Consider the following 23,830-nt stretch of genomic DNA (forward strand, 5'->3'; position numbering starts at 1 on the left):
GGTGTTCGATACTAGGCTTTCCAAGAAGAGTGGGGAGAGTGCGAAACTATGACAGTCATTGCCGACCCCGGTCGTACGGCACTGCTGATCGCGGGCACTGTGGTGGCGGAACGCGAGGGGCTACAACGCCTTTCGATCAATGCGGTGGTCGCGGAGGCCGGGATGGCGAAAGGCACTTTCTACCGCCACTTCGTCAATCGCCGCAGTTATGTCATCGCACTACACCGCCGATTCTTCGACTCCCTCTCGCAGAAGGTGGTGGCCGCCCTGATCGGCATCCCGCCGGGGCTGGAGCGGGTCGGCCTGAGCCTCGACGCCTTTCTCGATGCCTGCCTCGATGCGCGTGGCACCGAGGCGTTCATGGTGCAGGCGCGCACCGATCCGGATCTGCGCGAGGAGATCCGCCGACGCCACGAAATCTTCGTCGCGGTGGGGCAACCGGATATGGTCGCGGTGGGCTGGCCGGACCCGAACGCCGCGTCTCAGCTCAAAGTGGCCATGGTCGCGGAGATCTGCATCGCCGAACTCGATGTCCGCCGTCCCCGCCGGGACCTGCGCCGCGCCGCGGTCCAGATGCTCACCGCGAACATGCAGTCCGTCGGATAGTTCTGTCCCGCAGGCGCGGCGGGGGAATGCGCTCAGCGTTCTTCGTACCGAATGTCGTAGGCGGCGGCAATCGGATTGATCTTCGCCGGGTCGAGTTCGCCATCGGTCAGCACCGCGGGCCCGGCCTCGAAAAGGTCCTCGAGGTAGTGCTCCCAGCCGCCCGGCGAGGAGATCTGCAGAACGCGCGGCGGCGGCGTGGAGACGCAGCGCAGTGCATGCGGAATGCCGCGCGGCAACAGCGTGAAGGTGCCTTTGCCCGCGATGTAGGTGCGGTCGTCGTAGTCGATGCCGAGTTCGCCTTCGAGGACGTAGATGCCCTCGTCGGCCGCGTGATGGATGTGGCGCGGAATGTCCCTGGCGACAATCACTTCGAGCAGGGAGAAACGTCCGTCGGTGTCGGCGGTCATCGCCTTCACGGCGAACGCCGGCGGCATCGGCACGCGCCCCGGTCGCACCTGGGTGGGTTCGAGAAAGATGAAACGGTCTTCTGACATGGAAAGCTGTCCTCCACTGTGAGATACTGGAACCGGAATCCGATTCCGTTTCAATTAAACACCGAGGAGTGCAGACATTGTCAACCCCATCGACGTCCGGCCGAAAAGACGCACAGCGCAACCGGTTACGCCTACTCGAGACCGCCAGGGCGTTGTTCGCCGAGCGCGGCGACGACGTGCAGATGCCGGAGTTGGCGCGGGCAGCGGGGGTCGGGGTCGGCACCGTGTACCGACACTTCCCCACTCGGCAGGCCCTGGTCGAAGCCGCCGCCGAGCACCGGTTCGGCGAGCTGGCCACATATGCGCGCACCGAATGCCGCGGGCAGCCCGAGCTCGGCCGCGGGCTCGAGCTGTATCTGACCAGGGTCGGGGAGGTGCTGGCAGGCGACCGCGGACTCTCGGCCGCCATCGAAGCCGCCCGTGGGACATCGGGGACCGAACCGCGCGGTACCGCCCTGACCGAACTCGAGGCGGCCATACAGGTATTGATCGCCGACGGCCGGGCCGCGGGGACGCTGCGCGCCGACGCCACGGTCGCCGATGTCTACATGCTCGTCGGCGCGTTGTCCGCGACCATCCGCACCGGCAGTGGCGATTGGCCCCGATTCATCGAGCTCGCCATGAACGGCTTGCGTGCGTCGTGAATCATCCACCGTGACAACAAAAACCGCCCCGGAGTCCGGACGGACGCCAGGGCGGTCGGCAGGCGGAGCTACTGCTGCGGGTTGTTACCCGGCTGCTGCCACGGACGACCATGGGGATCGTCGGGCCGGTATTGCTGCGAGGGTTGCGGTGGCTGCGGCTGATCCGGCGGGAACGCTTCGTGCACGGGAATCACCGGTTGATGCGGAGAAGGTTCGTAGGAGCGCCTCGGTGCGGGCACAGCGCCTTCGACCGGCGTGCGGGCATCGGCCTCCGCAGCGCGGACCGCGCGTTCGATGGCCGGATCGCGGGCCGTGTCGAACCACCCCGCGACATCGGAATCGTCCTCCGGCTTGCTCGCCACGTCATCGGCAGGCGCGGGCTCGTACCGGAAGACGCCGTCCTCGCCCTTCGTGGCGAAGTTCTGCGCGAATCCTTCGAGCGCCTTTCCGAAATCGCTCGGGACCAGCCACACCTTGTTCGCATCGCCGCGCGCGACCAGCGGCAGCGTCTGCATGTATTGGTAGGCAAGCAGTTCCGGTGTCGGCTTACCGGATTTGATAGCGGCGAAGACCTTTTCGATGGCCTTCGCCTGACCTTGCGCCTGCAGGTAGGAGGCCGCGCGTTCACCCTGGGCACGCAGAATACGGCTCTGCCGCTCGCCCTCCGCCGCGAGGATCGCCGACTGCTTGGCGCCCTCGGCGGAGAGAATCGCGGCCTGCTTGGTGCCCTCGGCCGTCTTGATCTGCGACTCCCGCGTGCCCTCTGCGGTGAGGATCATCGCGCGCTTCTCCCGGTCGGCCTTCATCTGCTTTTCCATCGACTCTTGGATCGATGGCGGCGGATCGATGCTCTTGAGCTCCACCCGCGCGACCCGCAGACCCCAGCGCCCGGTCGCCTCGTCCAGCACGCCGCGCAACTGCCCATTGATCTGGTCACGCGAGGTCAACGTCTGTTCCAGCGTCATGCCACCGACCACATTGCGCAGCGTCGTCACGGTCAGCTGCTCGACCGCCGCGATGTAGTTGCTGATCTCGTACACCGCCGCCTGCGGGCTGGTCACCTGGAAGTACACGACGGTGTCGATATGCAATGTCAGGTTGTCTTCGGTGATCACCGGCTGCGGCGGGAACGACACGACCCGCTCGCGCAGGTCCACCTTCGCCCTGATCCGATCGGCGAAAGGCACCAGGAACGTCAGCTGGCCGGACACGGTCCGCGAGTACCGTCCGAGCCGCTCGATGACGGCCGCCTCGGCCTGCGGCACCAGCGCGATCGACTTGAAGACCACCACCACGACCAGCAGTACAAGAACGGCGGCAACGATCAGTACAGCCATTACGGCCCCTTCCAGACGACGGCGGTCGCGCCGTCGATCCTCATGACGAACACCTTGGTCCCCTCCGGATATTCTTCGGTTGGATCGAACGACCGGGCGGTCCACACCTCACCACCCAGTTTCACCTGCCCGCTGTGCTCGGTCACCGCGTCGAGCACCAGTGCCGACTTGCCGGGCAGCGCGTCCACATTGGTCGGCGTCAGCGGCGGCTTTCCGTAGTGCCGCAACAGAACCGGCCGCACCCCCAGCATCAGGACGATCGAAACCACCGCGAAGACGATCGCGTCCACGAGCACCGATGTGTCTGCGGCAAAGCTGATTCCGGCGGTAAGGAGCGCGCCGCTACCCAACATCAGCAGAGTGAGGTCTCCGGTGAGCATCTCCGCCGCCGCGAGCAGAATCCCCGCGACCAGCCAAACAATTGCGGCCACAAAACCACTGTAGTGGTCCGGACCTCATCTGGGGGCGCGACATACACAAGATCAGCCCTCCGCCACCGGGCGGGCCGGGCACGGTAGCTTCGGGCGGGTGAGTTCGCGTGACATGTATGGCAACGACATCTTCGACGGGCACTCGCGCAAGCAGAAGCGGGCAGTGCCGCAGGTGACGGCGCAGCGAGACCTCGTCGTCGAAGACGCGGCCACCGGGTTCTGCGGCGCCGTGGTCGGATTCGATCGCAGCTACGACGGTGAATTCGTGAAGCTGGAAGACGGGCGCGGAGCGGTGCGACTGTTCGCACTGCGCGAGGCGGCGTTCCTCATCGACGGCCAACCGGTCACGCTGGTCCGGCCGGCCGCTGCCGCTGCGAAAAAGGACACCCGCTCGGCATCCGGCTCCACGCGGGTCGAAGGATTGCGCGCCCGAGTCGCCCGGACCAGCCGGATCTGGGTGGAGGGCGTGCACGACGCGGCCCTCGTCGAACGAGTCTGGGGCCACGACCTGCGCGTCGAGGGCGTGGTCGTGGAACATCTGGAGGGCCTGGACAACCTGGCCGAGCGGCTGGTCGAATTCGACCCGGCCCCCGGCCGCAAAGTTGGCGTGCTGGTCGACCACCTGGTCACCGGCTCGAAGGAAACCCAACTGACCACCGGCCTCGGCCCGCATGTCCTCGTCACCGGCCATCCCTTCATCGATGTCTGGCAGGCGGTTCGCCCCGCCACCGTCGGAATCGAGGCGTGGCCGGAGGTGCCACGCGGCGAAGACTGGAAAACCGGCATCTGCCGCCGCCTCGGCTGGGGCACTCCGCAGGAGGGCTGGCGACGCGTCTATAACGCCGTCGAATCCTTCCGCGACCTCGAAGCCCCGATCATCGGCGCGGTGGAGCGGCTCATCGATTTTGTCACCGAGCCCGAGCAGTAACCTACGCGTCCGAATTATCCGGTTTCGCCGAACCTCTCGTACTGGCAGCCGACACGGCCGGGACGTCGAACGAATCCCGCCGCCGCATTCTGCAAGACTCGACGGGTGACCGACCATCGTGATGTGGACGCAACCCGGCTCGCTACCGACTCGCTCGCGCAAGGCGATCCGACCGGATGGTTCGAGCAACTGTACGCCGCCGCGGAGGTGGGGTCGGCGATTGTGCCGTGGGATGCCGATGAACCGAATCCACTGCTGGTCGACTGGGCCGAGCGGCACGAGCCCGCCGGTGTCGGCGGGCGGGCGCTGGTGGTCGGCAGCGGGCTGGGCAGGGATGCGGAACATGTTGTGCGGCTGGGCTTCCGCACCACCGCGTTCGATATTTCGGAAACCGCGATTCGGACGACCCGCGAGCGCTTCCCGAACTCACCGGTGGATTATGTGGTCGCCGATCTGCTCGATCCGCCCGCCGAGTGGATCGGCGCGTTCGACCTCGTGGTGGAGTCCATCACCGTGCAGTCGATGCCACTGTCGGTCCGGGCCGAGGCGATCGCCCGAGTCGCGGACATGGTGGCGCCGGGTGGTGAACTGCTGGTGATCTCCGGCATCCGGGTGGAGGGCGAGCATGTGGATGGTCCGCCATGGCCGCTGACCCGCGCGGAAATCGAATCGTTCGCGGTCCGCGGCCTGGAACCCATGCGTGTCGAGCAGGTATCCCTGCCGACCAGACCCGAGGCGTACCGGTGGCGCGCGGCGTTCCGGAGGGCCTGACACCGATGAGTTAACCATGCGCATTTCGAATCAGTCGGGCCATCGATGCACGCAGCTCACCGGGGTACCAGGGATGGATGCCCTCGGGTAGCGATCACCCTTTATGCTCGATGATTATGTGCTCTCCTAGTGCCACGCTGACGGTGTGGGCCGGCTCATGGCTGGCCGGATGCAGCGCGCCCGACGACATCCTGGAGGCCTTGTACGCCTGGGCGCCGCAGCACACCATTGCCGCAGGCGACCCGGCGACCGGCGGCCGCAACGACCTGCCGTGGTCCTCGCGGGGCAACCTGCCCGGCACCGGAGTCATGGCCTTGCTCAAGGTGATTCGCGAGACCATGGCGCAGCCGGGCGCACAGCTTCGGCTGGTGCTTCCGGTGCCGGGCGACGTGCGCGGCCTGCCCGCGGGCACCGTGTTCGCCGCCGACGCGGTCGACACCGGTGAGGGCTTGCTCATCGGCGTCCCGGGAACCGATGGCACCGGTCTGATCCCGCAGTGGGCCGACGACACCCTGCAGTGGACCGTCTACAGCACCCCCATCCCGCCCGCACCCGGCCCTGACATGTCACTCGGCGAGGCCGAATACGCGATGCGCGAAGCCGTCCGCGACGCCGCCGACGCGCTGATGCAGCTGCACACCACCTCCGTCAACGCCGCCGAATCCGACCCACGCGAACTCATCGAGGCCGAGCTCGCCGACTACTCCAAACACGACTACCCCGAGTCGATTCCATTGCGTGCCAGGCGAATCCTGAACAGCGCCGACCACGTAGCCGCCATCCTCACCGTGGCACAACGGGAACCGGCATCCTCCCCCACGTCGGCAACGGCCATCGGCGCGCAAGAAGACCTGCTACGCCCACTCTGGGACGCCATCCGCGCCGCCCGCCTCGTCGCCGTGCACGCAGCGGCACGTGGCACGTCCTGAGTCGCGCGAAACCGTCGATCCGATCGCTCACCAGGTGGTGGCCCCTTCTGGTTGAATAGGGACCGATCAACCCGGCTCTCCGACGCAGGGCGGTGCGCAATGCTCCTTACACAGCGCAGTTCCGCGGTCCTGGCCGCCGCGCTGATCGGCCTCGGTCTCCCTGCGGCGGTCCCCGCCTCGGCAATCGTGGGTGGCAGCGCCGCAGCGGCAACGGCGTACCCGTGGCTCGCCGCGATCGGCAGCCCACTCTTCCTCACCCGCGCATCGGGACAGTTCTGCGCCGGTGCGCTCGTCGCACCGGATCAGGTGGTCACCGCGGCACATTGCGTTCAGCTGGCCCAGCTGCTCCCTCAGGCGCTCACCGTCACCTTCGGCCGCACCGACCTGCGCTCGAGTGACGGAGACACCGTGCGAGTCAGAGATATTCGCATCCACCCCGACTTCCACGACACCGACTTCGACGGCGAAACCGTCCACCACAACAACGTCGCAATCCTCACCCTGGACCGGCCACGACCGGGACCGTTCGTAGAAATCGCTACCCAGCGAGCCGATTTCGGCACGATCCTCGGGTGGGGCGCAACCGCCGAGGGCGACTACTCCAACACCATCCTGCGCGCCGCCGACGTCCCGCTGGTCTCCGACAGCGCCTGCGCCGCCGCATACGGCTCGGCCTTCGATCCACGCGACATGCTCTGCGCAGGCTCTACCGAAGCGGACACCGGCTTACTCGATAGTGGCGGACCATTGCTCGTCGACGGCAGGCTTGCCGGGCTGACCTCATGGGGCAAAGGCAGCGCACGTCCCGGCTTCCCGGGTGTCTATGCACTCCCGCACCTGGATTGGTGATTGTCGGCAAACTCGATACGCCCCTGACCCCCGAGGTCAGTAGGTGGGCGGCTGCTGCGGCGGGTATTGCTGGGGCTGTTGATGATACGGCTGCTGCCCGTACGGTTGCGGATAGCCCGGTGCGGGCGCTTGCTGCGGGTACGGCTGCCCCGGCGTCTGCGGCGAGTAGGGCTGACCCGCCTGCTGTTGGGGATACGGCTGGCCCGGCGTCTGTGGCGAGTACGGCTGCTGCGGATAGGGCTGGCCGGGGGCCTGCTGCGGGTAGGGCTGCGGCGCGTACTGCTGTTGCGGGTATTGCTGCGGCGGGTACGGCGGCGGGTTCTGCGGCAGCTGGTTCTGGTTCCTGCTGTTCGACGACGAGCGGACGACAATGATGATCGCGACCACGATGATGATCAAGCAGATGATGCCGACGACGTAGGCGGAAGCACTCACGCCGCCGCCGCTACTGCTGCCACCACGACGCCGAGCGTCGTAGGAGTCCAACGCCGACGTCCACGTGGCGCTATCGGACCACACGTGCGTATCGAGCAGGCCTGCGCTGGTCAGCAGGTCGACATAGACCATCGGGTTCCCCCTTCGAGCGGCTTCGGTCCGCTACCGAAGCCGAAAGGGATGCTATCGCAACCTCGTTGAGCCTCCCGAGGCTGGGCAGCCGAGGTACACCACTCGGCAGCCGACTCCGATCTGCGGTCCGAGGGCCCGATTCACCGACCGGCCGGCGCACAGCAGCCGACGGCACACGGATCCCCATTCCGGGTGCACCCGTAGCCCGGCACCGCGCCGAGTCGGCGCGCCGCCGTATCCGTCAAATGTTCGCCAATCAATTCGACGACCAGCCGGGCGAATCGTGGATCGGTGCCCGGTGTCGCCGCCCTGGCGAATGCCATATCCAGCTCGGTAGCCTTCGCCTTCGCCTCGTTGTCCAGGTCCCAGATCACCTCGAGGTGGTCGGAGACGAAGCCGACCGGACAGACCACCACGGCGTCGACGGCCTTCCCGGACAGATCTTCGAGGTGATCGACGATGTCGGGATCGAGCCATGGGACCTGCGGCGGGCCCGAACGCGACTGCCACACCAGGTCGAAATCGGTGAATCCGGTTGCGGCGGCACACAAACGTGCCGCTTCGGCGACCTGGCGACTGTAGAGCCTGCCGCCGTCGGCGGGCGGACCCGCGGTGGCGTCGGCGGAGATCGGGATCGAGTGCGCGGTGAACACCAGGCGCGCCCGATCCCGACGGTCGAGCGGAAGTTCGGCCACCGCAGCAGAAATCGCGTCCGCGAAGGACTCGATCAGCAGCGGATGGTCGAAATACTGGCGCAGCTTCACCAGTTCCGGCGCACCTGCGCCGAAAGCCGCACGCGCCCTGGTGATGTCCTCGTGGTACTGCAGGCAACCGGAGTAGCCGCCCCACGCCGAGGTCGGGAATACCAGCGCGGATCGCACGCCGTCGGCGGCCATCCGTGCGACGGTGTCTTCGACCATGGGGTGCCAGTTCCGGTTGCCGAAGTACACCGGCAGATCGATTCCGGCTGCAGCCAATTCGGCTTCGACCGCTGCGATGATGTCGAGATTGAGCGCGTTGATCGGCGAGACGCCGCCGAAATGCAGATAGTGCTGCGCGACCTCCTCGAGGCGGTCGCGTGGCACTCCCCTGCCCCGCGTGACGTTCTCCAGGAACGGCATCACATCTTTCGGCCGTTCGGGGCCACCGAAGGAAAGCAGCAGCAGCGCATCAAAACCCATGCTCAACCCATCCTCATGCCGGCGCCTGCCGGAATCCGGTTGCCAGTGCCTCCGCCCATGCGACAGTTCCGACGCCGGGCCGACCGAAACACCGGCATCCGGGCGACGGGGCCACCCCGCACCCGGATACCGGGAGGTTCATCCGCCCGGTCGCCGGGAGTTTCACACGTTCGCGGGCTCGGATTCGGCCACCGGCGCGTCTTCACCGAGCATGCTGGCCGGGATGGACCAGTTGTGGCTGGCGCCGCCATCGACGTAGACGATGGAGGCGGTGGTGCCGGGCAACCAGTCCGAGAGCAGCGCGCACACCGACTTGGCGACGGGGGTCGGGTCGTTGACGTCCCAGCCGAGCGGGGCATTCTCGTCCCACACGGTGTTGAGCGCCTCGAGCTTCTTGGCCTCACCCGTCGCGGCGCCCGCGATGGCCTTGGCAGCCAGGGTCTTGACCGGGCCCGCCGCAACCAGGTTGGAGCGGATGCCGCGGTGGCCGACCTCGCGGGCGACATAGCGGTTCACCGACTCCAAGGTCGCCTTGGCGACACCCATCCAGTTGTAGAACGGCACCGCCTGGCGCGGGTCGAAGTCCATGCCGACGATGGAGGCGCCGTCGTTGAGCACAGGCAGCAGCGCCTTGGCGAGCCCCGCGTACGAGTAGGCCGAAACCTCCAGCGCAACGGCGACATCCGACCACGGCGCGTCCAGGAACTCGCCGCCGATGCCGAGGCAGGAGCGCGGCGCGAACCCGATGGAGTGCACGACGCCGTCGATGCCCTCCGGCGCGACCTCGCGCACCCGGTCCGCCAGCGTGGCCAGGTGCTCGACGTTCTGCACGTCCAGCTCGATGGCCGGCGGCAGCGGCTGTGGCAGCCGCTGCGCGACCCGGTCGATCAGCCGCAGCCGGTCGAACCCGGTGATGAGCACCTTTGCGCCCGCCTCCTGCGCCACCTTGGCGACATGCCAGGCGATGGAAGCGTCGGTGATGATGCCGGTGACCAGGATGGTCTTGCCTTCGAGCAGTCCGCCCATGAGTTCTCGGTTCTCCTGAAAGTCGTGTGTAGGTTGCTTGCGGCCACCGACGGCGCCGGCGGGATTTCCGTCAGCTCAGTGGCCCATGCCCATTCCGCCGTCGACCGGGATGACAGCGCCGGACACATAGCGCGAATCTTCGGAGGCCAGGAAGCTGATCACGGCCGCGACGTCTTCGGGCTGACCGAGCCGCTGCAGCGGAATGAACTTTTTCGCGGTGTCGCGCAGATCGTCGGGCAGTTCCGCCGTCATGTCCGTCTCGATGAACCCGGGCGCGACGACGTTGGCGGTGATCGAGCGCGAACCGAGCTCACGGGTGATCGAGCGCGCGAGGCCGATCACACCCGCCTTCGAGGATGCGTAGTTGATCTGGCCGGGGCCGCCGCCGAGGCCGACAACGGAACCGAGGAAGATCATCCGGCCCCAGCGCGCCCGCAGCATGGCCCGGTTGGCCCGCTTGGCACAACGGAACGCCCCGGTCAGGTTGGCATCAATGACCCGAGTGAACTGTTCCTCGGTCATCCGCATCAGCAGCGTGTCGTCGGTGATGCCGGCATTGGCCACCAGCACCTCGACCGGTCCCTGATGCTGCTCCACCTCGGTGAAGGCGGCGTCGACAGATTCGCTGTCCGTCACATCGCATTTCACACCGAACAGTCCGTCCGGCACCCCCGACCCACGATGCGTGACGGCGACCTTGTGGCCGTCGGCGACCAGACGCTGCGCGACCGCGAGCCCGATGCCACGGTTGCCGCCGGTCACCAGTACCGACCGGGATGTGATGTTCGACATAAAGACCAACCTATCTGTTCGAGTTCGTGCGCCGCGTCCGGGCACCACACATTGGTGCGATGCCACAGTCGCAGCGCCCGCAGGCGAGGGCAGTGCCTATGGCAGGCGTTGACGATAGAGCAATCCGGTCACAACACCCGCGCAGACAAGCAGCATGCCGAGCAAAAGCCACGGCCTACTCGCATCGCCACGGGTCATCTCGTAGCCGATCTGCTCCTCGAGGGTGTCGTAGACGGCGGTGAGCTCGGTCAGGCTCGACGCCGTATAGAAATCGCCGCCGGAGAGTTTGGCGATTTCGCGCAGCGAGTCGTCGTCGACGGGTACCTTGACCCGCTGCGCCCCCGTGCCGTCCGGATCCGGGATCTCCACCGTGCCCCACTGGGTGCCGAACGAAATCGTCGACACCGGAACGCCTTTGTTCTTCGCGAGGCGAGCCGCGGTGAAACCGTGCCGCGGATTGTCGACGTCCTTGTCGTCGGGCACGGTCTGCTTGCCATCCGACATCAGCACGATCCGAGCGGGCGGCGGCGTGCTGGCACCGCCGAGCACCTGCGCAAGGGTCTCGATCGACTGCAGCGCGGTGAGAATGCCCTCACCGGTGGCGGTGCGCTCGGCCAGCTTGATGTTGTCGATAGAGGCCTTGACAGCTTCCCGGTTCGTGGTCGGCGGCTGCATCACGGAGGCGGTGCCCGCGAAGGTGACGAAACCGAGGTTGATGCCGGGGGTGAGCCCGTCGACGAATTCCTTGCCTGCCTTCTGCGCCACCTGCAGACGGCTCGGCTCGACGTCGGTGGCCTCCATGGACAGCGAAACGTCCATCACCAGCACGACTGTCGCGCGGTTGCGCGGCACCTTCTTCACCGCCGTCGGTCCCGCGGCGGCGATGGTGAGGAACACCAGCCCGACCAGCATCAGCGCGATGGGCACGTGCCGCATCGGACTCGGCCGCGTCGGTGCGACCTTTTCCAGCAGCTCCATGTTGCTGAAGCGCAGCATGTGCTTGTGCCTGCTGCGCTGAACAAGGATGTAGCCGAGCGCGATCAGTCCGATGACGGCGAGGAAGCTCAGCCAGATGAGCGCGGTGAAATGCGAAATGCTCACTGGCGCGCCACCTTTCCGGTCGGCGCGCCGAAGGCATGGCGCCGAGTGGACACGAACCGGACCACGTCGGCAATCCAGTCCCGATCGGTCTGCAGCGTCATGACCGGCGCGCCACAGCTGCGCAGCGCCTGCTCGACCTGTTCGCGGTGTCGCTGGGCGGCGCTCGCGAAATCGGCGCGCAGCGTCGGCGTCACGCTGAATTCGCGAGTACGCCCGGTCTCCGGGTCGTGCAGCACCACATCGCCCATGTCGGGCAGCGACAGATCGCGCGGATCGAGCACCTCCACCGCGAGCAGGTCGTGGCGCGCGGAGATCGCACGCAGCGAACGCTGCCAGTTGATGTCGCCGAGGAAATCGCTGATGACGACCGCGAGGCCGCGTTTGCGTTGCGGACGGCGCAGGGATTCGATGCCCGCGCGCAGGTCACCGCGCACGCCGTCGGGGGCGTGCGGGGTGGTCGCGATGCTGCGCAGCAGCGACTGGGCGTGCACGCGACCGCTGCGCGCCGGAATACGGACCAACTGCTCACCGGTGGCGACAACAGCGCCGATCCGGTTGCCGCCACCACTGGTCAGGTGGGTGATCGCGGCGGCGGCGGCGATCGCGAGATCGCGCTTCTGGCAGTACGCGGTGCCGAAATCCAGACTGGCCGACAGGTCGACGACCATCCAGGTTTCCAGTTCGCGATCGGCGATCATCTGCCGAACATGCGGATGGGTGGTGCGGGCGGTGACCGACCAATCCATTTGCCGCACATCGTCACCCGGCTGGTACGTGCGAGCCTCGCCCGGCTCCGAACCGGGGCCGGGGATCAGACCCTGGTAATCGCCGTGCAGCACGCCGTCGAGCCGTCGACGCACGGTCAGCTCGAGCGATTTCAGCGCCGCCGACAACTTCGGATCGGTGAGCTCTCCTGCTCGGAACGAAGGCGGTGCGTGTGATGACATCGTCACTCGTGGAACCGGGTCAGATGCTCGGGTCACTTGGGCTGGTTATTGCCGGCGACCTGCGGAATCTGCCCGACCGGCGGCTGGGGAGCCACCTGCGGCTGCGGCACCGGGGGTTGCGGAATCGGCGGTTGCTGCGGCGGCGCAGAGTGCGGACCCATGGTGGGCGGTGCGGCCGGTGCAGGCGCGTGCTGTGTGCTCGGTCCCATCGCCTGCGGCGCGACCTGCGGCAAGCCGATCGTCTGCAGCACGCGCTTGATCACGTCGTCCGGGCTGATCTCATCGGCGAGCGCGTCGTAGGACAACACCAGGCGGTGGCGCAGCACATCCGGGATGACCTCGACCACGTCCTGCGGCACTACGTAGTCGCGGCCGCGGATCAGGGCGACGGCGCGGGCCGCGGCGATGATGCCGAGGCTGGCGCGCGGCGAGGCGCCGTAGGAGATCCAGCTCGCCACATCCTGCATGCCGAAGTCAGCGGGCGTGCGGGTCGCCGCGATCACCCGGACCACATAGTCGACGAGCGCGTGGTGCACGAAGGTGTTGGCGGCCAGCTTCTGCAGCCGGATCACATCATCCGGTTCGAGAATCTGCTTGGCCTCCGGCGGCGTGACACCCATCCGGTAGATGATCTCGCGCTCTTCCTCGACCGACGGGTAGTCGACGACGACCTTGAACAGGAAGCGGTCGCGCTGCGCCTCCGGCAGCGGGTACACGCCCTCGCTCTCGATCGGGTTCTGTGTCGCCATGACGAGGAACGGATCGGGCATCGGGTAGGTCTTGCCACCGATCGACACGTGCCGCTCGGCCATCACCTCGAGCAGTGCCGACTGCACCTTGGCAGGTGCACGGTTGATTTCGTCGGCTAGCAGGAAGTTCGCGACAACCGGTCCGAGCTCGGTGTCGAACTGCTCGCGGCCCTGCCGGTAGATCCGGGTGCCGATGAGGTCGGTGGGCACCAGGTCCGGAGTGAACTGCACCCGGGAGAACGAGCCGCCGACGACCTTGGCAAAGGTCTCCACCGCAAGGGTCTTCGCGATACCAGGCACACCCTCGAGCAGGACGTGGCCCCGCGCGAGTACACCGACCAGCAACCGCTCGACCAGTCGATCCTGGCCCACGATAACCCGCTTGACCTCGTAGATCGCTTTTTCCAGGGTCTGGACGTCACGCTCCAGGGTGCTAGGTACGGGAGCAGGCGCCTCTTTCGCCAAGCTTGCCCCGCTCACACCGTCCGTCGAAGTCACCAACATCCCCGCTTTCGCTTTGGTCCTGTGCGTGCTGCCACAACTATTCCAGGTAATGGCCGCAAGCGCCGCAACCGGCTCCGACAGTACGGGAATCCGTGGGATTCGCCAGCCTGGTTACGCCGCAACGCCACAACCCTCAGGAGACGATACGCACCGCGTACGGCATGATGCCGCCCTCGCGTACCGCGGACACCCGGACGACCTCACCGGATTGCGGCGCTTCCACCATTTTTCCGTTGCCCAGATACAGCGCGACGTGCTGGCTACCGTTGGGGCCCCAGAACAACATGTCGCCGCGGGCCCGCTCGCCAACCGGAACGCGGGTGCCGGCGTTGTATTGATAGCCGCTGTAGTGCGGCAGCGAAACACCGATTCCGGCGAAGGCGTAGATCATCAGTCCCGAGCAGTCGAATCCGACCTTGTTGTAGTCGCCGTGACTGTCGGCGACGCCGCCGTCGCGAATGCCGAGGGTCGGCCCGTCCTCGTCGCCGCCACCCCAGGCATAAATGACTCCCAGCTGGGACATGGCTCGGTCGACGACGGTTTCGACGGCATCGGAACCGCCGACAGCCGGCATGCTCGGGCGCGGGGTGCTCGACCGCGGCGGCGGCGAGTCCTCCAGCTGATTGTGCGGGCGCTTACCCTGCCCCGCCTGAGCCGCACGCTCCCTGGCGGCAGCGTCCTGGGCGGCGCGGGCCGCCGCGGCGGCCGCGGCGGCGCGGATCGCGGCCTCCTCGGCCCTGCGCTGCTCGTCCCAGGCCAGGAATGCTTCACGTTGTCCTTGCAGCCCAGCCACATTCGTGCGCGCGGCGTCCAGCCGTCCCTGGGCCGCGGTGCGCTCGCGGACAATGTTGTCGCGCAGCACGGTCTGCTGATCCAGTTCGGACTTCGCGGCGGCGACGGCGTTCGCCGCGTCGACCTTCTTCTGTTCGGCTACCGCGGCGGCGGCATCCGCCTCGGACTTCGCCCGGCGCGCACTGGAATTCTTGTTGGCCTGATCGATCTGGGCACGTCGAAGGCCGTCGAGGACCTGCTGCTGGTTCTTGGACACCAGGCTCAGCACCTGGGCGCGATCGAGGGCGAGGTCGGGAGTGGCGGAGGTGAGATAGGTGACCATCGAACCGGTACCGGGGCGGGTGTAGGCCTGGGTGGCGAACTGGTCGAAGTTGCGCCGCGCCACGCCGACTTTGGTTCCGGCGTCGGCGAGTTCGCGCTGAGTCTCGACAACCACCGCGGCAGCGGCGTCGGCAGCCGCGCGCGCGTTCTGCAGGTCGACGAGGGCTTTGTTGACCTCTTCGCGTTTGCGCGCAACAGCGTCGTCGAGCTGCTGTAGCTGCTGGTCGGCCGCGGCGACCTGGTTGATCAGTCCGCCGACTTCGGTCAGTCTGGCGTCGACTTGGGCGCCGGCGTCGGCGATCTGGCCGTCGCTGGGGTTCGGCGGGGCGGGCGGCACCGCAGTGACGGGTCCCGCCGTCACCACCACGACAACCGAGACCAGCAACCCCAGAGCGACCCACCGCGGACGCCGAGAGCCGGCTTCGCCGTTGTTGCGCATCGCACCTCCCAAAGGACCCGACGTCGGCTTCGCCTCACGAGCATCAGCCGCACCATCGAGCTCAGTAGTCGGCGAATAGCTCTCTCAACACATCTTCCCCATCAGTAGTCATTCGAACCGTACGACACATCCTTCACCAAGGAAACTCCAGCAACAGAATCACAATCGCGTAATTTGTCCTTTGCCCGAAGTTAGCTGGATGCGCGCAAGGCTCCGCCCGGTTAAAACAAACCGACCGTTAGGAAAAGTGGCAGAACGGATACTCGCTAGCGCGCAGAGTCCCGGTCGCCGTCTCGACCGGGAACCCCCACCGGCACCGCGTCCGCCGACGCTCGCCGAGACTTGATCCAGTACAGCCCGCCGACGACGATCGCGGTGCCCGCCAGCAACACACTGGTGACCGCGGTCCAGGAGATCATTTCCGGCCGCTCCAACTGATCCACGAAAAGCCGGGCCGCCTGTGCCGAATGCGCCTGCTGACTCTTCGAGAAGTCCTCGGCCCGCTCCAGCTTGACCCGGCTGATGGATTCGCTGTACGTGCCGACCCAGTCGTCGCTGAGCACCACGACAGTTCCATGCTCGGCCTTGCCGACCACGGTGGCCAGGTCACGTAGATTGGAGTCGTGGCCTGGATTGCCGGGGATCACCACGATGCTGAGCTCGATTCCATGGGACCGAGCGTCGGCGACGACCGCCTCCAACGCCTTCTGGTCCTTGCCCTTGGGCGTGGCCACATGGTTGTCGGCCACGTCTTTCATGATGGCGTCCATGGCTTTGTCATCGATCCCGGGCGGCAGTTCGGCGGCCATGGGTGTGAAAACCGAGGTGTGCGAGACGGTCATCTTCCATCCGGTCTGTCGAGCCGCACGCGAGGCGACGGGCATCCAACACTGCGGGGTGAGCACTGCCCTGAGCCGGTACATGCCCACCGGCCACCCCTGCAACTCGAAAGCACAGTACGCGACGGAGTGTCGGGCCTCCCGCACATGGCAGGCCCAACGGCCCCCGCGCGTTTCACAGGACAAGCGTACTGTTAGGCTCGAAGGCGCGAGGAGCCAGTACCTTCCAGCGCTGGAGCCCTCCGAAGACGTACCGCCGGCGACTGTTTGCAGGTCGCTCGAAACAACCAGCCACTGGCACAGCCCCGCCGGTGGCCACCCTCACAGACGAGTGGAGCTGACGTGACGACAAGTATCGATACTTTCGGCGCCAAGGGCACCCTCGAGGTCGGAAGCAACTCCTACGAGATCTTCCGCCTCTCCGCCGTGCCCGGCACCGAGAAACTCCCCTACGCACTCAAGGTCCTCGCGGAGAACCTGCTCCGCACCGAGGACGGCGCCAACATCACCGCCGATCACATTCGCGCCATCGCGAGCTGGGATCCGTCGGCCGATCCGAGCATCGAGATCCAGTTCACCCCGGCCCGCGTGATCATGCAGGACTTCACCGGCGTGCCCTGCATCGTCGACCTCGCCACCATGCGTGAGGCCGTCGCCACCCTGGGCGGCGACCCGAACAAGGTCAACCCGCTCGCGCCCGCCGAGATGGTCATCGACCACTCCGTCATCATCGACGTCTTCGGCCGCGCCGACGCGCTCGAACGCAACGTGGACATCGAGTACTCCCGTAACCGTGAGCGCTACCAGTTCCTGCGCTGGGGCCAGGGCGCGTTCGACGACTTCAAGGTCGTCCCCCCCGGCACCGGCATCGTGCACCAGGTCAACATCGAGCACCTGGCTCGCACCGTCATGGTCCGCAACGGCCAGGCCTACCCCGACACCTGTGTCGGCACCGACTCGCACACCACCATGGTCAACGGCCTGGGCGTGCTGGGCTGGGGCGTCGGCGGTATCGAAGCCGAGGCGGCCATGCTGGGCCAGCCCGTGTCCATGCTGATCCCGCGTGTGGTGGGCTTCAAACTGACCGGTGAGATCAAGCCGGGCGTCACCGCCACCGATGTGGTGCTGACCGTCACCGACATGCTGCGCAAGCACGGCGTCGTCGGCAAGTTCGTCGAGTTCTACGGCAAGGGTGTTGCCGAGGTTCCGCTGGCCAACCGCGCCACCCTCGGCAACATGAGCCCCGAATTCGGTTCCACCGCAGCGATCTTCCCGATCGACAGCGTGACCATCGACTACCTGCGCCTGACCGGCCGCAACGATGAGCAGCTCGCGCTCGTCGAGGCGTACGCCAAGGAACAGGGCATGTGGCACGACGCCGAGCACGAGCCCGCGTACTCGGAGTACCTGGAGCTCGACCTGGGCGATGTGGTGCCCTCGATCGCGGGCCCGAAGCGTCCCCAGGACCGAATCCTGCTGTCGGAGTCCAAGACTGCGTTCCGCAAGGACATCCACAACTACACCAGCGACGCCGAGAGCGGCCCGGCTGCCGTCACCCCGCACACGCATCTGGACGAGGCCATCGAGGAGTCCTTCCCGGCCAGCGATCCGGCGGTGCTGTCCTTCGCCGATGACGACTCGGAGTTCGTGCCCTCGGCCGCCAACGGCGCCACCGGCCGCCCGAGCCGGCCGGTCAAGGTCTCCTCGGAGGAGTACGGCGACTTCGTGCTCGATCACGGTGCCGTGGTGGTCGCCTCGATCACCTCGTGCACCAACACCTCCAACCCGTCGGTCATGCTCGGCGCCGCGCTGCTCGCGCGCAACGCCGTCGAGAAGGGCCTCACCTCCAAGCCGTGGGTGAAGACCTCCATGGCCCCGGGTTCGCAGGTCGTCAACGACTACTACAACAAGGCCGGACTGTGGCCCTACCTGGAGAAGCTCGGCTTCTTCCTGGTCGGCTACGGCTGCGCCACCTGCATCGGCAACACCGGCCCGCTGCCGGACGCGGTGTCGAAGGCGATCAATGACAACGACCTGTCGGTCACCGCGGTGCTCTCCGGCAACCGTAACTTCGAAGGCCGCATCTCCCCCGACGTCAAGATGAACTATCTGGCCTCGCCGCCGCTGGTCATCGCGTACGCGCTCGCGGGCACCATGGACTTCGACTTCGAGACCGACGCCCTTGGCCAGGACGCCGACGGCAACGACGTCTTCCTGAAGGACATCTGGCCCTCCTCCAAGGAGATCGAGGAGACCATCGGCACCGCGATCAGCCAGGACATGTTCATCAAGTCCTACGCCGACGTGTTCAAGGGCGACGAGCGCTGGCGCGGCCTGCCCACCCCGGAGGGCAAGACCTTCGAGTGGGATGCCGAGTCCACCTACGTGCGCAAGCCTCCGTACTTCGAGGGCATGCCGCACACCCCGAACCCGGTCACCGATATCAAAGGCGCGCGGGTGCTCGCCTACCTGGGCGATTCGGTCACCACCGACCACATCTCCCCGGCAGGCAACATCAAGCCGGGCACTCCGGCCGCGCAGTACCTGGAGGCCAACGGCGTCGAGCGCAAGGACTACAACTCCTACGGCTCGCGTCGCGGTAACCACGAGGTGATGATCCGCGGCACCTTCGCCAACATCCGGCTGCGCAACCAGCTCCTCGACGACGTCTCGGGCGGCTACACCCGCGACTTCACTCAGGACGGCGGCCCGCAGGCCTTCATCTACGACGCCTCGCAGAACTACCAGGCCGCGGGCATCCCGCTGGTCGTGCTCGGCGGCAAGGAGTACGGCTCGGGTTCCTCGCGTGACTGGGCCGCCAAGGGCACCAGCCTGCTGGGTGTGAAGGCCGTCATCACCGAGTCCTTCGAGCGCATCCACCGCTCCAACCTCATCGGCATGGGCGTCATCCCGCTGCAGTTCCCGGCAGGCGAGTCGGCCGCGTCGCTGAAGCTGAACGGCACCGAGACCTTCGACATCGAGGGCATCACCCAGCTGAACGAGGGTGCTACTCCGAAGACCCTGAAGGTCACGGCCACCAAAGAAAACGGCGAAAAGGTGACCTTTGATGCCGTGGTCCGGATCGACACCCCCGGTGAAGCCGACTACTACCGCAACGGCGGCATCCTGCAGTACGTGCTGCGCAACATGATCAAGGGATAGCACCCGAACGATCACGGTGACTGTGCGTGAAAGCTCCTGCCCCGCTTGTGAAAGGCTAGGCTCGAGCTTTCACGCACAGTTCGTTGGCGGCATCGACGCTGAGCTTGCCGAGCGTCCGGAAGACTCCAGCGCCCGCAAGACTCTAGCCACGAAACGGAGACTGTGTGCCCAAGGTCAGTGACGATCACCTCGCCGCCCGGCGCAACCAGATCCTCGACGGCGCACGCAGCTGCTTCGCCGAATACGGTTACGACGGTGCCACGGTGCGCCGCCTCGAAGAGACCACCGGGCTCTCACGCGGCGCGATCTTCCATCACTTCCGTGACAAGGACGCCCTTTTCCTCGCGCTCGCGCAGGAAGACGCCGTGCGGATGGCCGATGTGGCCGCCCACCAGGGTCTGGTGCAGGTGATGCGGGACATGCTTGCCGACCCGAAGCAATTCAATTGGCTCGGAACACGTTTGGAGATCGCGCGCCGGTTGCGCACCGACGCCGAATTCCGAGCGAACTGGGAGCAGCGCTCGGAGGAGCTGACCGCCGCCACCCTGGCCCGCCTGGAGCGCCGCAAGGCGGAGGGCAGGCTGCGCGACGACGTCCCCACAGATGTCCTGCTCGGCTACCTGGACTTGGTCCTCGACGGCCTGATCGCCCGCATAGCCTCCGGCCACACCAATGAAAACCTTTCGGCGGTACTGGATCTCGTCGAAGCCTCGGTTCGCCGCAGGGAGTGACTTCCCGAACGGGCGTTCCCAGGCCATCGATCAGCTCGGGCGGTGGCGAGTTACCAGCTGTAATGGCGGCTTCGGGTGCCACCGGCCGGGATTATGATCGGTAGGTCGGGGCTGCATTTCGCCGTTAGAGGTGGTGGACGCCATGAGCGGTTGCGATACGACGCGGAGCCTCGCCGACTGCGAACGTTCGGCGAACATCGGCGCGTGCCGTGGACCTGCTCCGGCCGACGAGAGAGTGCGCGGTGTCCGATGACGGTATCGGGGGGACACAACGCGACCTGAGGTTCGGCATCGTCGCAGAATTGGCCGAGGCCGGCTTCGACGATGCCCGCGAAGTCGGCCGCGGCGGCTTCGGGGTCGTGTATCAGTGCATCGAGCAGGCTCTCGACCGCACGGTGGCGGTCAAGGTGCTATCGACAGAGGTCGACGACGACGGGCGAGCTCGCTTCCTTCGCGAACAACGGGCCCTCGGCCGGTTCTCCGGACATCCGAACATCGTGCAGGTGCTGCGCGCCGACATCACCGCGACCGGCCGCCCGTTCATCGTGATGCCATTTCATCGCCGTGGATCCCTGGATACCCGCATTCGAGCCGACGGGCCGATCCCCTGGCAGGAGGTGCTGTCGATCGGTGTGAAGCTGGCGGGAGCGCTGGCCTCGGCCCATGCCTGTGGTGTGGTGCATCGTGACGTGAATCCGGCCAATGTCCTGGTAACCGACTACGGGGAGCCGCAGCTCGCGGACTTCGGAATCGCCCGCATCGGCGGTCTGTTCGAGACCGCGACCGGGCTGGTAGCCGGCACACCGGCCTACACGGCTCCCGAAGTCCTGAAGGGCGCAGCGCCGTCGGTGGCCTCGGACGTCTACGGTCTCGGTGCGACACTGTTCTGCCTGCTCACCGGTCACGCTGCCTTCGCGAGACGAACCGGCGAGACGATGGTTGCGCAGTTCGTGCGGATCACCTCCGATCCGGTACCTGACCTGCGGGCACAGGGCGTGCCGCCGCTGCTGCACGCCGCCATCGACAGCGCGATGGCACCCGAGCCGACTGACCGGCCTGCCTCCGCACAGGACTTCGGCGAGCAACTGCGCAACATACAGTTCGCCTGCGGTCTTCCGGTCGACACGCCGGCCGTCCCGATCGGCGTCGAAACCACGCCCAGCGTGACGGCGCAAGCGGTTGCGCGCACGCCGCCGGCGCCACCGACGGCCGTGGCGACGCCGATGACCCGGTATCGGCCACGTACGTCGCCACATCGACTTGTCGAACGCCCGGCGCTGCTGGAGCTGCTGCGGGCGGGCCAGTCACGGCGGCTGGTGCTGATCCACGCGCCCGCCGGTTTCGGCAAGAGCACGCTGGCGACGCAATGGGCCGACGTCCTCGAGGCGGACGGATCCAGCGTCGCCTGGCTCACGGTGGACACCGACGACGACAATGTCGTGTGGTTCCTGTCCCACCTCGTGGAGGCTGTGCGGCGCGTGCGTCCCGCGCTGGCCGCCGAGCTGGCCCAAATTCTCGAAGAACGCGCCAGCGATGCGGCCAGGCACGTGATGACGATGCTCATCAACCAGATCCACGCCGGCGGTGAAACGGTCGCCGTGGTGATCGAGGATTGGCATCTGGTAACCAGTCCCGCGTCGATCGCGGCGATGGAGTTTCTGCTGGACAACGGCTGCCATCACCTGCGCATGATCGTCACCAGCCGAAACAGGACCGGACTCCCGCTCGGGCGGATGCGAGTGCACGACGAACTTGTCGAGATCGACGAAAGTCAGCTCCGATTCGATGCCGCCGACACCGCGCGGCTACTCGCCGGTGTCGAGGGCGTCGAACTGGACGCCGACGACGTCGACAACCTGTGTCGATCGACCGAAGGATGGGCTGCCGCACTGCAGTTGGCCGCGTTGTCACTGCGCGGAAAGGACCGTCCTGGTAGTCATCTGGACGGAATTTCAGGTCAGCACTACGCCATCGGCGAATACCTGATGGAGAATGTGGTGGCGGATCTCGAACCCCCGGTCCTCGATTTCCTGATGCGGACCGCCGTCACCGCGACCATTTGCGGGGATCTCGCCGAGGCGCTCGCCGAGGTGTCTTCTGGGCAGCAAATGCTCGAAGATCTGTACAAGCAGGATCTGTTCCTGCGCAGCGTCGACGATGAGCTGCGCTGGTTCCGATATCACGGACTGTTCGCAGACTACTTGCGCCGCAGGCTGATTCGGCAACATCCCGGTCTGCTCGAACAATTGCATGCGACCGCGTCGATCTGGTTCGCCGAGCACGACATGCTCACCGAAGCAGTCGATCACGCGCTCGCGGCAGACGCGCCGGAGCGCGCGATGCGCCTGATCGAGGAGCATGCCGACGAGTTGATCGAGAACGCCAGGATGGCCACGTTCCTCGGTCTCGTCGCGAAGTTGCCCACCGCACTCTGCCTGGGCAACCCTCGGCTGCAACTGTCGGTAGCCTGGGCGACTATCGCATTGCAACGCGCCGCCGCGACCCGCACCGCACTGGAACAGGTCGACGCCGCGATCGCGGCGCTGCCCGCCGACGATGCGCTCGGCGGCGATCTTCGCGCCGAGGCTGCCGTGGCCCGCGCGGCCGAGTTGATGGTGATCGACAGATGCACCGATCTGCCGGACTACGTGACCGCGCATCTGCCAGCACCGGTCCGGCCATTCTTCGCCAACGCCCTGGCTACCACCGCGGCGGCAATTGCCCTGTGTCACTTCGACTTCGACGGCGCCGCCCGATGGCACGAGTGGGCCGAGCCCTCTCGGACCCGCTCCACAGGCCCGTTCAACGCCGTGTACAGCCACTGCATCGCCGGCCTCGCCGCCTTCGATCATCTCGACATTGCGGACGCCGAGACAAGCTTCCGTACGGCGGTGCGACTTGCACTCGAGACCGGCACCCAATCCCACGCCACCCGCCAGTCCACCGCAATGCTGGGAGATCTGCTGTACGAGACCGGGCAGTTCGTGGAGGCTCAGGAACTTCTCGCACCCTGGCCCGGGATGGAAGGCGGCACCGTCGAGGTCCTGCTCGCCATCTACGGCACCGGATCGCGTCTGGCGGCGTTGCGCGGCGATCTCGAGACCGCTCGAGCCCGACTCGACGAAGGGCAGCACATCGCCGAGATCCGGAGCCTGCCCCGGGTGGCAGCCCGGATCCTCAACGAACGGGTGCGCCACGGCCTGCCGATTCCACAGACCGATCGTGAGAAACTCGAGCACCTCCCGACCTATCGTCGACAACCGGACGCGATCCTGGCCCTGACATCGGAGCTCGAGCAGGACTCGGCCGTCCACCTGCTGCTCGCCGAGAATTCCACCGACTCGATTCGGGCCGCCACCGCCCGAGCCGAGCGTCTGGTGCAGGTAATCCAGGGCCAGACACGGCCACGGGCACTACTGCACGCTCAACTCCGCTACGTCTGTTGTCTGTCGGCGGCCGGACGGTCCGAGCAGGCGGCGGCACTGCTGGCTCCGCTGCTACGCCGCTGCGCCGAACTCGGCTTGGTCCGTACCGTTGTCGACAGCGGACCCGCCATAGCACCGGTGCTGGAAACACTGGCCGAGGCCACCGATGAAAGGATCCGGCCGCCGCATTCGTTCCTGCGACAGGTATCGGCCGCCATCGATCAGTCGCACCGGGCGTGAGCGCAGGCTCGCATTTCGCGCGCGG

At 66.8% G+C, this 23,830-nt stretch carries 21 protein-coding genes; 9 read left to right on the forward strand and 12 right to left on the reverse strand.

What is annotated here, in order from left to right:
- The first annotated feature begins 48 nt into the window (after window positions 1-48).
- Entirely contained in the window at window positions 49-606 is a 558-nt protein-coding gene (locus tag OHA42_RS28820) for a TetR/AcrR family transcriptional regulator (protein WP_406230931.1), read from the forward strand.
- A 32-nt stretch (window positions 607-638) separates the two neighbouring features.
- On the opposite strand, the gene OHA42_RS28825 is transcribed toward OHA42_RS28820, so the two are convergent.
- A complete protein-coding gene (locus OHA42_RS28825) occupies window positions 639-1,100 on the reverse strand; it encodes a cupin domain-containing protein (protein WP_406230932.1) in 462 nt (153 codons plus the stop codon).
- A 77-nt stretch (window positions 1,101-1,177) separates the two neighbouring features.
- Here OHA42_RS28825 and OHA42_RS28830 point away from each other — a divergent pair, with 77 nt between their 5' ends.
- Window positions 1,178-1,744, forward strand: a complete 567-nt coding sequence (locus OHA42_RS28830) for a TetR/AcrR family transcriptional regulator (RefSeq protein WP_406230933.1) — start codon at window positions 1,178-1,180, stop codon at window positions 1,742-1,744.
- 68 nt (window positions 1,745-1,812) lie between these two features.
- Here the strand turns inward: OHA42_RS28830 and OHA42_RS28835 are convergent, their stop codons facing one another.
- On the reverse strand, window positions 1,813-3,081 hold the full coding sequence (locus OHA42_RS28835) for an SPFH domain-containing protein (RefSeq protein ID WP_406230934.1): 1,269 nt from the start codon (window positions 3,079-3,081) through the stop codon (window positions 1,813-1,815).
- Window positions 3,081-3,512, reverse strand: a complete 432-nt coding sequence (locus OHA42_RS28840; protein ID WP_406230935.1) for an NfeD family protein — start codon at window positions 3,510-3,512, stop codon at window positions 3,081-3,083. The genes OHA42_RS28835 and OHA42_RS28840 overlap by 1 nt, the downstream gene beginning before the upstream one ends.
- 112 nt (window positions 3,513-3,624) lie before the next feature.
- Between OHA42_RS28840 and OHA42_RS28845 the strand changes: the two genes are divergently transcribed.
- The 4 genes from OHA42_RS28845 to OHA42_RS28860 all read left to right on the forward strand — a co-directional run bounded on the left by OHA42_RS28845 (window position 3,625) and on the right by OHA42_RS28860 (window position 6,989).
- Window positions 3,625-4,440, forward strand: coding sequence for a DUF3097 domain-containing protein (locus OHA42_RS28845; RefSeq protein ID WP_406239663.1), 816 nt, complete (start codon window positions 3,625-3,627; stop codon window positions 4,438-4,440).
- A 105-nt stretch (window positions 4,441-4,545) separates the two neighbouring features.
- Window positions 4,546-5,211 (forward strand): class I SAM-dependent methyltransferase, encoded by a 666-nt coding sequence (locus tag OHA42_RS28850; protein WP_406230936.1) that lies wholly within the window; start codon window positions 4,546-4,548, stop codon window positions 5,209-5,211.
- 116 nt (window positions 5,212-5,327) lie between these two features.
- On the forward strand, window positions 5,328-6,140 hold the full coding sequence (locus OHA42_RS28855) for a hypothetical protein (RefSeq protein WP_406230937.1): 813 nt from the start codon (window positions 5,328-5,330) through the stop codon (window positions 6,138-6,140).
- Window positions 6,141-6,239: 99 nt separating this feature from the next.
- Window positions 6,240-6,989, forward strand: coding sequence for a S1 family peptidase (locus OHA42_RS28860; protein WP_406230938.1), 750 nt, complete (start codon window positions 6,240-6,242; stop codon window positions 6,987-6,989).
- Window positions 6,990-7,025: 36 nt separating this feature from the next.
- On the opposite strand, the gene OHA42_RS28865 is transcribed toward OHA42_RS28860, so the two are convergent.
- The 9 genes from OHA42_RS28865 to OHA42_RS28905 all read right to left on the reverse strand — a co-directional run bounded on the left by OHA42_RS28865 (window position 7,026) and on the right by OHA42_RS28905 (window position 16,250).
- Complete coding sequence (locus OHA42_RS28865; protein ID WP_406230939.1) at window positions 7,026-7,556, reverse strand: hypothetical protein; 531 nt, start codon at window positions 7,554-7,556, stop codon at window positions 7,026-7,028.
- A 140-nt stretch (window positions 7,557-7,696) separates the two neighbouring features.
- A complete protein-coding gene (locus tag OHA42_RS28870) occupies window positions 7,697-8,737 on the reverse strand; it encodes a ferrochelatase (protein ID WP_406230940.1) in 1,041 nt (346 codons plus the stop codon).
- Between the two features lie 162 nt (window positions 8,738-8,899).
- Window positions 8,900-9,763 (reverse strand): NADH-dependent enoyl-ACP reductase InhA, encoded by an 864-nt coding sequence (inhA, locus tag OHA42_RS28875; RefSeq protein ID WP_406230941.1) that lies wholly within the window; start codon window positions 9,761-9,763, stop codon window positions 8,900-8,902.
- Window positions 9,764-9,838: 75 nt separating this feature from the next.
- A complete protein-coding gene (gene fabG1, locus OHA42_RS28880; RefSeq protein ID WP_328402720.1) occupies window positions 9,839-10,555 on the reverse strand; it encodes a 3-oxoacyl-ACP reductase FabG1 in 717 nt (238 codons plus the stop codon).
- Between the two features lie 96 nt (window positions 10,556-10,651).
- Window positions 10,652-11,656, reverse strand: coding sequence for a VWA domain-containing protein (locus OHA42_RS28885; RefSeq protein WP_406230942.1), 1,005 nt, complete (start codon window positions 11,654-11,656; stop codon window positions 10,652-10,654).
- Window positions 11,653-12,603 carry a DUF58 domain-containing protein gene (locus OHA42_RS28890; RefSeq protein ID WP_406230943.1) on the reverse strand — a complete coding sequence of 317 codons (951 nt, stop codon included), beginning with the start codon at window positions 12,601-12,603 and terminating at the stop codon, window positions 11,653-11,655. Before OHA42_RS28890 ends, OHA42_RS28885 begins: the two co-directional genes overlap by 4 nt.
- A 32-nt stretch (window positions 12,604-12,635) precedes the next feature.
- Window positions 12,636-13,856, reverse strand: coding sequence for an AAA family ATPase (locus OHA42_RS28895; protein ID WP_406230944.1), 1,221 nt, complete (start codon window positions 13,854-13,856; stop codon window positions 12,636-12,638).
- Between the two features lie 133 nt (window positions 13,857-13,989).
- Window positions 13,990-15,408 carry an NlpC/P60 family protein gene (locus OHA42_RS28900; RefSeq protein ID WP_406230945.1) on the reverse strand — a complete coding sequence of 473 codons (1,419 nt, stop codon included), beginning with the start codon at window positions 15,406-15,408 and terminating at the stop codon, window positions 13,990-13,992.
- Window positions 15,409-15,674: 266 nt separating this feature from the next.
- Window positions 15,675-16,250, reverse strand: a complete 576-nt coding sequence (locus OHA42_RS28905) for a DUF6676 family protein (RefSeq protein WP_406230946.1) — start codon at window positions 16,248-16,250, stop codon at window positions 15,675-15,677.
- 339 nt (window positions 16,251-16,589) lie between these two features.
- Between OHA42_RS28905 and OHA42_RS28910 the strand changes: the two genes are divergently transcribed.
- From OHA42_RS28910 to OHA42_RS28920, 3 genes are all read left to right on the forward strand, one after another.
- Window positions 16,590-19,409: an aconitate hydratase gene (locus OHA42_RS28910; RefSeq protein ID WP_406230947.1), complete on the forward strand. Its 2,820-nt coding sequence runs from the start codon at window positions 16,590-16,592 to the stop codon at window positions 19,407-19,409.
- 164 nt (window positions 19,410-19,573) lie between these two features.
- The gene (locus tag OHA42_RS28915; RefSeq protein WP_379067150.1) at window positions 19,574-20,140 is read left to right on the forward strand and encodes a TetR/AcrR family transcriptional regulator; all 567 of its coding nucleotides are present in this window, start codon (window positions 19,574-19,576) and stop codon (window positions 20,138-20,140) included.
- Window positions 20,141-20,382: 242 nt separating this feature from the next.
- A complete protein-coding gene (locus OHA42_RS28920; protein ID WP_406230948.1) occupies window positions 20,383-23,805 on the forward strand; it encodes a protein kinase domain-containing protein in 3,423 nt (1,140 codons plus the stop codon).
- The last annotated feature ends 25 nt before the right edge of the window (window positions 23,806-23,830 follow it).

It is taken from the genome of Nocardia sp. NBC_01009 (assembly GCF_045208035.1).
In the GTDB taxonomy this organism is placed as follows: domain Bacteria; phylum Actinomycetota; class Actinomycetes; order Mycobacteriales; family Mycobacteriaceae; genus Nocardia.

Excerpts from the sequence above, each read along its gene's own strand:
- OHA42_RS28820 (WP_406230931.1), top strand. The coding sequence starts at position 49 with ATGACAGTCATTGCCGACCCCGGTCGTACGGCACTGCTGATCGCGGGC.
- inhA (WP_406230941.1), bottom strand. The coding sequence starts at position 9,763 with ATGGGCGGACTGCTCGAAGGCAAGACCATCCTGGTCACCGGCATCATC.
- OHA42_RS28895 (WP_406230944.1), bottom strand. The coding sequence starts at position 13,856 with ATGTTGGTGACTTCGACGGACGGTGTGAGCGGGGCAAGCTTGGCGAAA.
- OHA42_RS28865 (WP_406230939.1), bottom strand. The coding sequence starts at position 7,556 with ATGGTCTATGTCGACCTGCTGACCAGCGCAGGCCTGCTCGATACGCAC.
- OHA42_RS28845 (WP_406239663.1), top strand. The coding sequence starts at position 3,625 with ATGTATGGCAACGACATCTTCGACGGGCACTCGCGCAAGCAGAAGCGG.
- OHA42_RS28890 (WP_406230943.1), bottom strand. The coding sequence starts at position 12,603 with ATGTCATCACACGCACCGCCTTCGTTCCGAGCAGGAGAGCTCACCGAT.
- OHA42_RS28870 (WP_406230940.1), bottom strand. The coding sequence starts at position 8,737 with ATGGGTTTTGATGCGCTGCTGCTGCTTTCCTTCGGTGGCCCCGAACGG.
- OHA42_RS28900 (WP_406230945.1), bottom strand. The coding sequence starts at position 15,408 with ATGCGCAACAACGGCGAAGCCGGCTCTCGGCGTCCGCGGTGGGTCGCT.
- OHA42_RS28860 (WP_406230938.1), top strand. The coding sequence starts at position 6,240 with ATGCTCCTTACACAGCGCAGTTCCGCGGTCCTGGCCGCCGCGCTGATC.
- OHA42_RS28825 (WP_406230932.1), bottom strand. The coding sequence starts at position 1,100 with ATGTCAGAAGACCGTTTCATCTTTCTCGAACCCACCCAGGTGCGACCG.
- OHA42_RS28855 (WP_406230937.1), top strand. The coding sequence starts at position 5,328 with ATGTGCTCTCCTAGTGCCACGCTGACGGTGTGGGCCGGCTCATGGCTG.
- OHA42_RS28835 (WP_406230934.1), bottom strand. The coding sequence starts at position 3,081 with ATGGCTGTACTGATCGTTGCCGCCGTTCTTGTACTGCTGGTCGTGGTG.
- OHA42_RS28905 (WP_406230946.1), bottom strand. The coding sequence starts at position 16,250 with ATGACCGTCTCGCACACCTCGGTTTTCACACCCATGGCCGCCGAACTG.
- fabG1 (WP_328402720.1), bottom strand. The coding sequence starts at position 10,555 with ATGTCGAACATCACATCCCGGTCGGTACTGGTGACCGGCGGCAACCGT.